General features: G+C 73.5%; 9 protein-coding genes. 3 read left to right on the top strand and 6 right to left on the bottom strand.

Annotated features, from left to right (window positions below):
• On the bottom strand, window positions 1-877 hold an 877-nt coding region (locus D471_RS0105440), incomplete at its 3' end, for a LysR family transcriptional regulator (RefSeq protein ID WP_026127439.1).
• 49 nt (window positions 878-926) lie between these two features.
• Here D471_RS0105440 and D471_RS0105435 point away from each other — a divergent pair.
• Together D471_RS0105435 and D471_RS0105430 are read left to right on the top strand one after the other, a co-directional pair.
• Window positions 927-1730 (top strand): serine hydrolase, encoded by an 804-nt coding sequence (locus tag D471_RS0105435; protein WP_017597691.1) that lies wholly within the window; start codon window positions 927-929, stop codon window positions 1728-1730.
• 151 nt (window positions 1731-1881) lie between these two features.
• The gene (locus D471_RS0105430) at window positions 1882-2868 is read left to right on the top strand and encodes an MBL fold metallo-hydrolase (RefSeq protein WP_017597690.1); all 987 of its coding nucleotides are present in this window, start codon (window positions 1882-1884) and stop codon (window positions 2866-2868) included.
• A gap of 169 nt (window positions 2869-3037) precedes the next feature.
• On the opposite strand, the gene D471_RS33140 is transcribed toward D471_RS0105430, so the two are convergent.
• Genes D471_RS33140 through D471_RS37525 form a run of 5 tightly spaced genes read right to left on the bottom strand, consistent with a single transcriptional unit; the run spans window position 3038 to window position 6355 of the window.
• Window positions 3038-3406: a DoxX family protein gene (locus D471_RS33140; RefSeq protein WP_017597689.1), complete on the bottom strand. Its 369-nt coding sequence runs from the start codon at window positions 3404-3406 to the stop codon at window positions 3038-3040.
• 15 nt (window positions 3407-3421) lie between these two features.
• Window positions 3422-4009: a 3-phenylpropionate/cinnamic acid dioxygenase subunit beta gene (locus D471_RS0105420; protein ID WP_017597688.1), complete on the bottom strand. Its 588-nt coding sequence runs from the start codon at window positions 4007-4009 to the stop codon at window positions 3422-3424.
• 30 nt (window positions 4010-4039) lie between these two features.
• The gene (locus tag D471_RS33135) at window positions 4040-5320 is read right to left on the bottom strand and encodes an aromatic ring-hydroxylating oxygenase subunit alpha (protein WP_017597687.1); all 1281 of its coding nucleotides are present in this window, start codon (window positions 5318-5320) and stop codon (window positions 4040-4042) included.
• 34 nt (window positions 5321-5354) lie between these two features.
• Window positions 5355-5729 carry a non-heme iron oxygenase ferredoxin subunit gene (locus D471_RS33130; protein WP_040688467.1) on the bottom strand — a complete coding sequence of 125 codons (375 nt, stop codon included), beginning with the start codon at window positions 5727-5729 and terminating at the stop codon, window positions 5355-5357.
• Window positions 5730-5734: 5 nt separating this feature from the next.
• A complete protein-coding gene (locus D471_RS37525; RefSeq protein WP_083924112.1) occupies window positions 5735-6355 on the bottom strand; it encodes a TetR/AcrR family transcriptional regulator in 621 nt (206 codons plus the stop codon).
• Window positions 6356-6493: 138 nt separating this feature from the next.
• On the opposite strand from D471_RS37525, the gene D471_RS0105400 reads away from it, so the two are divergent.
• Window positions 6494-7280: FAD-dependent oxidoreductase (locus D471_RS0105400; protein ID WP_017597684.1), on the top strand; the 787-nt coding region annotated here is incomplete at its 3' end.

The following is a 7280-nucleotide window of genomic DNA, read 5'->3' as shown; positions in this document are numbered from 1 at the left end:
CCCGCCCCCGAGCCGCCACCCCGGCGAACACCGACGCCCCCGGGTGCGCGCCCCGCGCGGGCCGCACCGCCTCCGTGCGCTGGTGCAGCGGCGCCCCCACCAGGGGACGCCACGCCAGCCGCGGCTCCCTGACCGCCGTCGACTCCGTCGCCAGCGCTGTTCCCCGACCCGCCAGCACCAGTCCCGACAGGAACTCCGCGCCCTCGGCCTCGTGCACCCTCGGCGGCACCCACCCGTGCTCGCGGCACACCGCCAACACCCGCTCGAACCACTCCGGTGCCTCCCGTCGCGGCGCCACCACCAGATCCTCGCCGGCCAGGTCCGCCAGATCCACCCGCCCGGCACGGGCCCGCGGGGCACCGCGCGGCACGACCGCTCCCACCTCCACCCGGTGCACCGGCTCGCTCACCAGTCCCGAACCGTCGAACGGCGCCGTCACCAACCCCGTGTCGACCGACCCCTCACCCAACGCCCGCACCAGCTCGGCGCCGGTCATCGCGCCCACGTTCACGTCCAGGCCGGGCGCCTGCCCGGCCATCCCGTCCAACAGCCCCCGCAGCGCCACCGCCGGCGTCCCCGGCGGTACGCCCACGCGCAGTGTTGCCACCTCGCCGTCGCGCACCCGCCGCATCGTCTCCCGAAGCCGCGCCTCGCCCGCGACCACCTCACGCGCCTGGTCCACCAGCAGCCGCCCGGCGGCAGTCAACCGCACCCGGCGGCGCGACCGGTCGAACAGGGTCACCCCCAGCTCCGCCTCCAACCGCCGCACCGACTGACTGAGCGCGGGCTGGGCGATCCCCAGCTCCGCGGCCGCGTCCCCGAAATGCCCCTCCCGCGCGACCACCAGGAAGTACCGCAGATGTCGTCCAAGATCCACGACCGCGACCCTATCCGCGCCGGCGCCGCACCCGGCTACCGTGACTTCGGTGACCACCACCGACACACCGACACCCCGCGTGCACGCCCGGGAGATCGACGGCACAGCGCAGGTGGCCGACCGAGCCGACGAACCCGTCGTGCTCGCCTCGGTCGCCAAGATCCTCATCACCTTGGAGTTCGCCCGCCAGGCCGCCACCGGACGCCTCGACCCCGCCGAACGCGTCGTGGCGCGCCGCGAGCACCGCCTCGGCGGCACCGGCACCGCCGACTTCGCCGACGACGTCGAACTCTCCCTGCGCGACTGCGCCTTCCTGGCCATGACCATCAGCGACAACACCGCCGCCGACCTCATCGTCGACCGTGTCGGAGTGGAACCCGTCCAGTTGCTGGCCACCGAACTCGAGCTCACGCGCACCAGCTTCACCGGCGGCCCCCGTGACCTCCTGCACACCCTCCTCGCGGACGACCCCGACTCCCTCCGCGCGCCGCGCGCCTACGATCCCACCCGCGCCACCTCCGGTTCCATGCGCGACCTCACCCTCCTGCTGAGCCTGATCTGGACCGACCGGGCCGCCCCGCCCGACGCCTGCGCCTTCGTCCGCGCCCTCATGGCCCGTCAACTCGTCCGCGCCCGCATCGCCTCGGGCTTCCCGCCCTCCGTCCGCGTCAGCGCCAAGTCCGGCACCCTGCCCGGGCTGCGCCAGGAGGCGGGCGTGGTCGAGTACCCCGACGGAGGGCGCTACGCGGTGGCCGTGTCCGCCACCGTCACCGACCCCGGCCTCGCGCCCCTGGAGACCGACCTCGCGCTCGGCCGGGCCGCACGGGGGGCCGTCGACCGCCTGCGCGCCTGAGCCGCCCCACCCCGCCCGGTTGACCTGGACCGATAGGCGAACGCCCGTCACCGCGCACCTCCCGGTTATTGGACGCCTGATCAGAGCCCGTGCTCGAATGTGCGCCGTTCGGCCGACCACGGCCGACCACGCCCAAGGACGAGGAGACGGCATGACGATCGGACGACGCGGATTCCTGAGCGGCACCGTCGCGGGCGGCGCACTGGCGCCCCTGCTCGCGGGACAGGGCGCCGCCCACGCGGCCGCCGGGACCACCGCGGCCGCCGCACGACCCCCGTCGGACTCCGGCCCCGGCCCCGTCTTCCGCTGGCTGGGCACCAGCGGGTGGCGCGTCGACCTACCCGAACGCACCCTCCTGGTGGACCCCTACCTCACCCGCTTCGCGACCGGAATCTTCCAGGAGGGCCGCGGCTTCGACCCCGCCACCCCCCTCACGGTCGACAGCGCCGCCGTGGACGAGCACACCGCCGACATCGGCGAGGACGGGCTCATCCTGGTCAGCCACACCCACTGGGACCACTTCTCGGACGTCCCGCACATCGCCACCGCCACCGGAGCCCGCGTCCTGGGCACCCTCACCACCTACCACGTCGCCCAGGCGATGGGTGTGCCCGCCGCACAGCTCTCCCCGGTGCGCGGCGGGGAGGTGCTCGACTTCGGCGGCGACGTCGTGGAGGTGGTGCGCTCACTGCACAGCAGAAACAGTCGCCACTCCGTCCTCTTCCCCGGCATCCGCGTCGGTGTCCCGGACACCCCGGCCACCATCGCCGACCTGCCCGAGGGCGACACCCTCGCCTTCCACCTGACCCCCGCCTCGGGCCCCTCCGCCTTCTTCATGGGCGCCAGCGACTTCGACGAACGCGCGGTCACCGGACTGTCCCCGGACGTGGCCATGGTCGCCCTGCCCTCCACCTCCAGCACCCACGACTACGTGCCCCGACTGATCGAGGCCCTGGACCGTCCCGGCACCGTGGTCCCCGTGCACTGGGACCACTTCGAGCGCGAGCTGACCAACCCGCCGGTCGACGGAACGGGAACGGGCATGAGCGTCGCGGACTTCACCGCCGTGGTCCGGCGCGTCTCACCCGGATCGCGCGTCGTCGTCCCCGAGTACCTGACCCCCTACACCTTCGCCTGACCGACGGGAAGGCGTACCCGTGCGGGACCCGGCCGTCCCGGACGTCACTCCGGGCTTGGGCGATGAAGTCCGGTGAGTCCGGCTTCACGGGCCGACCGACACCGACAGGCGGACGGGCTCCCCGCCCGCGCCCCCGGAAGGGGCACGGACGGGGCCGTCGTGCCGTTGGTCAGGCCCACACGTGCAGACAGGCCAGCAGCAGGACGAGCGCTCCCGTGTAGGTGGCCGGAATCCTCACCGCGGCCGCGACCGGGGACTCGCGTTCCCGCCGCGCCCACGCGTGCACGGCGACGGCGAGTGCCGACTGCGCGGTGAGCACCGCGGCGGCGGCCAGACCGACGGGGGGCATCCGGAGACCGGCGAGCAGGCCCACCGCGGCCGCGACCTCCACCAGCCCCGCCGCGCGCAGGACGCCCGCCCCCACCGGCAGGTAGGAGACCCGGTCGAGCAGCCTTCGCGAACCGACCGCCTTCGCGCCGCCCGTCACGGTGAACGCGACCGCCAGCACCGCCGACAGGACCGTCACGGCCAGGGGCATGGCCACTCCCTCCCCTCAGAGGAACAGCGACGCGTTCTTGGCCAGGAGCACGCTGTCGGCGAGGTAGACGGTCCGCTCCGCCAGCAACAGTCCGTCGGGGCCCCGGCGCAGGACGTCGGCTCGGAACCCGGTGAAGCGGTCGGTGTCGTCGGCGAGCCGGTTGCGGTGGGCGTCCACGACGCTGCGGACCGCGAAGACGCCGTCACCGAGCTCGGGCCGCCGCGTGGCCTGGACGTTGGTCACCGCGCGCACGACCCTCGGCGGGGGGTTGTCCGACCAGGCGACCGTCTGCTGCACCCGTGCCGCCCGCAGGCGCAGGGTGGCCAGGTCCTCGTCGTAGTGGCCCAGATCCCCGGGGCCGCTCGCCTCACCGGCCAGGTCGCGGTGCATCCGGTTGCCCCGGGAGGGCATCCGGTAGCTGACCTCCTCGGCGAGCAGGTCCAGCCAGTCGGAGTAGCGTGCCTCGTCCAGCAGTTGGGCCTCGAAGTACAGGAACTGCTCGATCTCGCGCTGCTCGTCGGCGTCGACGGGGATCGGCCGTTCCACGGGACCGGCCTCGGGAGGCCGGGGCCGGAAGGACTGCGTGGAGATCGTGGTCGTCATCGGGGCTCCTCTCGGTCCGCGGACGCGGCGTCAGCGCCGGTCCGGGGCGGGCATGGGGGCGGGGGCGGTCTGGGGCAGTTCCGGGGCGGGGCCCTCCATGAGTTCGAGCCACCGCCGGTAGAAGGCCCGGGCGCCGACGTCGTTGAGGATGTGGCCGACGTCGCCGGTGAACCCGGGTACGGCCGGGTCGCCGGTCGTGGTGGTGCCCAACCCCATCTGGTAGTTGAGCGCGGTGCGCCCGGTGACGTGGCCGCCGGCCACCGCCTGGATCTCCGACCAGTTCTCGCTGTCGTCGGTCTCGACGATGCCGGTGCTGGAGAAGGTGAGCGTGGCCATCCGCATCGCCTGTCGGCGCTGTTCGGCCGACCAGCCCGAGTCCACCATCACCCAGGACCAGATCTCCATGTCGTCGACGGACCGGGGGTGCCACACACGCAGGACGCGGTCCGCGAGCATGGAGAAGTTGGGGAAGACGGTGCCGTGGATGAGTGCCTGGTGTCCGGGCGCCGCGTCCTCGGGGGAGCGCCCGAAGGTGAAGGCGGTGTAGTTGGGGTCCTCGGGCAGGATGATCGTCCACCCGTGGCCGTAGCGGCTGCCCAGCTCCCGGCCCTCGGTGGGCATGTTGACGTCGAGCAGCGAGGTGGCGGACAGGTGGGCGGTCTGCGGGTGGTAGGTGTCGTTGGCGAACTGTTCGGCGGCCAGCTTCCAGTTGCCCTGGAGCCGCCACTTGATGGGGCCGACCAGTTCTGGCTGGTCGAGGCCGTCCGCGGCCCAGTCCAGGACGCCCCGGTAGGCGTCGAGGTAGTCGTGTAGCGAGGGTGCCTGTGCGTCCCAGCAGCCGAAGACGAATCCGCGGTAGGACTCCACCCGGGTGACCGGGACCAGGCCCCAGCGGTCCAGGGGCAGGCGTCCCTCGTAGCCGTCGTCGTGGTTGGGCACCTCGACCAGCGCGCCCGTGCCGTCGTAGGACCAGCCGTGGTAGGAGCAGGTGAACCGTGGGGTCGACCCCGAGTCGGCGCGGCACACGCGCATGCCCCGGTGGCGGCACACGTTGAGGAGGGCGCGGATCCGCCCGTCCCGGCCGCGCGTGACGATGACGTGGTCCTGGCCCATGACGGCCGTGAAGAAGTCACCGGGGCGGCGCAGCCGGGACTCGTGCCCCAGGAACAGCCAGCTGCGGGTGAAGACCGTGGCCAGCTCCGTGCGCAGGAGGGGTTCGGACTCGAAGACCTCGCGGTGCAGGGTGCCCGTGTCGAGGTCGATCAGCTCCCCGGGCGCGGCCGACCGGCCGGTGGCGGGTGCTGTGCTCATGTTCGCTCCGATCGTCGTGTTCTCGGTGTGGTGGTCAGCCGCGGTTCGGGGGTCGTTCGTCGGGACGTGCCGGCTCGGAGCCGTCGATCACGACGCCGACGGTGTCTCCGCGCACCTCGACGCGGTAGGTGGTGGCGGACGCGCTGGCGGGGCCGGACCGCACCTGGCCGGTGCGCATCGAGAACACGGCCAGGTGGGCGGGGCACTCGACGGTTCCGTCCTCGACCCAGCCCTCGGACAGCGAGGCCTGGCCGTGCGTACACGTGTCACCCAGGGCGAACAGTCCGTCCGGGGTGTCGAAGACGGCGATCGGCCCGTCGGGTCCCGGAACGCGGACCGCGCCCGCGTCCGCGACGTCCTCGCGGGTTCCGACCGGCAGCCAGTGCGGTTCGCTGATCCGTTCGGTCACCGGGATCACTCCCCTCGTCCGCCGCGCGGGGTGATCCCGTCGACGATGAGCGCGGCGAGGCCGCTGACGTGCTGCTCGGCCAGGCGGTCCCACCGCTCGTCGTCGCCTCGGTGTTCGAGGAAGAAGAACGACAGGGAGGAGGTCACCGCCGAGGCCGCCGCCTCCACGGGCGCGTCGTGGGCCACGGATCCGTGGTCGACGGCGTCGGCGAGCCAGAGCGCCAACTCCGTTCGGAACTCTCCGACCAGCTCCCAGAACAGACCGGCCAGCTCACCGTCGATCTGGCCCTCGGCGGCCAGGACCGCCATGAGGTCGGAGTGCTCGCGAAGGTGGGCCAGAAGCGCGGTGCCGAAGGCGCGGACCCCCTCGCCCGGGCTGGCGGGGCCGCAGGCGCGCAACGCGCCGGTGACGGCCGCCCGGTCCAGTTCGGGGGAGTCCGCGATCGCGCGGAGCAGCTCCACCTTGTTCCCGAAGTAGTGGAAGAGCAGTCCCTCCGCCACTCCGGCCTCCTTCGCGATGAGCTTGGTGGTGGTCGCCGCGAACCCGTACCGCGCGAACAGCCGCAACGCCACATCGCGGATGTGTCGGCGCCGCTCCGCGGCCGCCTGCTGTCGGCTCGTCGCCATCGATGCCCCCTGTGTTCGGAGAATATGTTGAGTGAACACTCATTGAGTGATTGCTCGCTGAGCGTATACTCAACAAAAATTCCGGTCAAGGGAGCGGGCCGACACATCCGCGTTCCCGTGGAGACGAGGAGGGTCTCGATGCACACCCCAGGCGACGTCGTCGTGGTCGGAGGAGGGATGGCCGCCGGGCACCTGGTGGCGTCGATGCACCGGCTGGGCCAGGCGCACCGGGTCACGGTGCTCGGGGCCGAGCCCCACGCCCCCTACGAGCGCCCGCCACTGACCAAGGACGCGCTCACCGGAGCCATGGACCCCGCCGCCTCGGAGGCGGACCTGGCCGCCCGGTTGGCGATGCACGCTCCCGACCGGCTCGCCGAACAGGGCGTGGAGGTCCGTGTCTCGGCCCGGGTCAGCGGGGTCGACCGCGCCAGGCGGACGGTGACGGTGGAGGGGGGAGCGACGGTGCCCTACCGCCACCTCGTGCTGGCCACCGGCTCCCGCCCGCTGGTCCCCCGGCGGTGGGCGAGGCGGCCCGGACTCGTGCACACCGTCCACACGGTCGCCGACGGCGCCCCACTGCGACCGCTCCTGCGCGGCGGGCGCGTCGTGGTGGTCGGGGGCGGCTTCGTCGGGCTGGAGGGCGCGGCGGCCGCCCGTGGCGGAGGCTGCTCGACCACGGTGGTCGAGGCCGGCCCCCGGGTCCTGGGGCGGGTGTGCACGCCGGTGACCTCGGAGGCGGTCGCCCGCCTGCACCGGGAACACGGGGTCCGTGTACTCACCGGCACGAGGTGCGTCGACGTCACGGCCGGTGACGGCGGGGGCCCGGCCCGCCTGGTCCGCCTCGACGACGGAACGGTGCTGGAGGCGGACCTGGTCGTCGTCGGTCTCGGAGCGCGCCCCGAGACCGATCTGGCCGAGGCCGCGG

It is taken from the genome of Nocardiopsis lucentensis DSM 44048 (assembly GCF_000341125.1).
Lineage (GTDB): Bacteria > Actinomycetota > Actinomycetes > Streptosporangiales > Streptosporangiaceae > Nocardiopsis > Nocardiopsis lucentensis.
The sequence above is the reverse complement of the archived record's forward strand: the minus strand, read 5'-3'. Positions and strand labels throughout refer to the sequence as shown.

Bases quoted from the DNA above. Each gene is read 5' to 3' on its own strand.
- D471_RS0105430 (WP_017597690.1), top strand. From the start codon at position 1,882: ATGACGATCGGACGACGCGGATTCCTGAGCGGCACCGTCGCGGGCGGC.
- D471_RS0105420 (WP_017597688.1), bottom strand. From the start codon at position 4,009: ATGACGACCACGATCTCCACGCAGTCCTTCCGGCCCCGGCCTCCCGAG.
- D471_RS33135 (WP_017597687.1), bottom strand. From the start codon at position 5,320: ATGAGCACAGCACCCGCCACCGGCCGGTCGGCCGCGCCCGGGGAGCTG.
- D471_RS33140 (WP_017597689.1), bottom strand. From the start codon at position 3,406: ATGCCCCTGGCCGTGACGGTCCTGTCGGCGGTGCTGGCGGTCGCGTTC.
- D471_RS37525 (WP_083924112.1), bottom strand. From the start codon at position 6,355: ATGGCGACGAGCCGACAGCAGGCGGCCGCGGAGCGGCGCCGACACATC.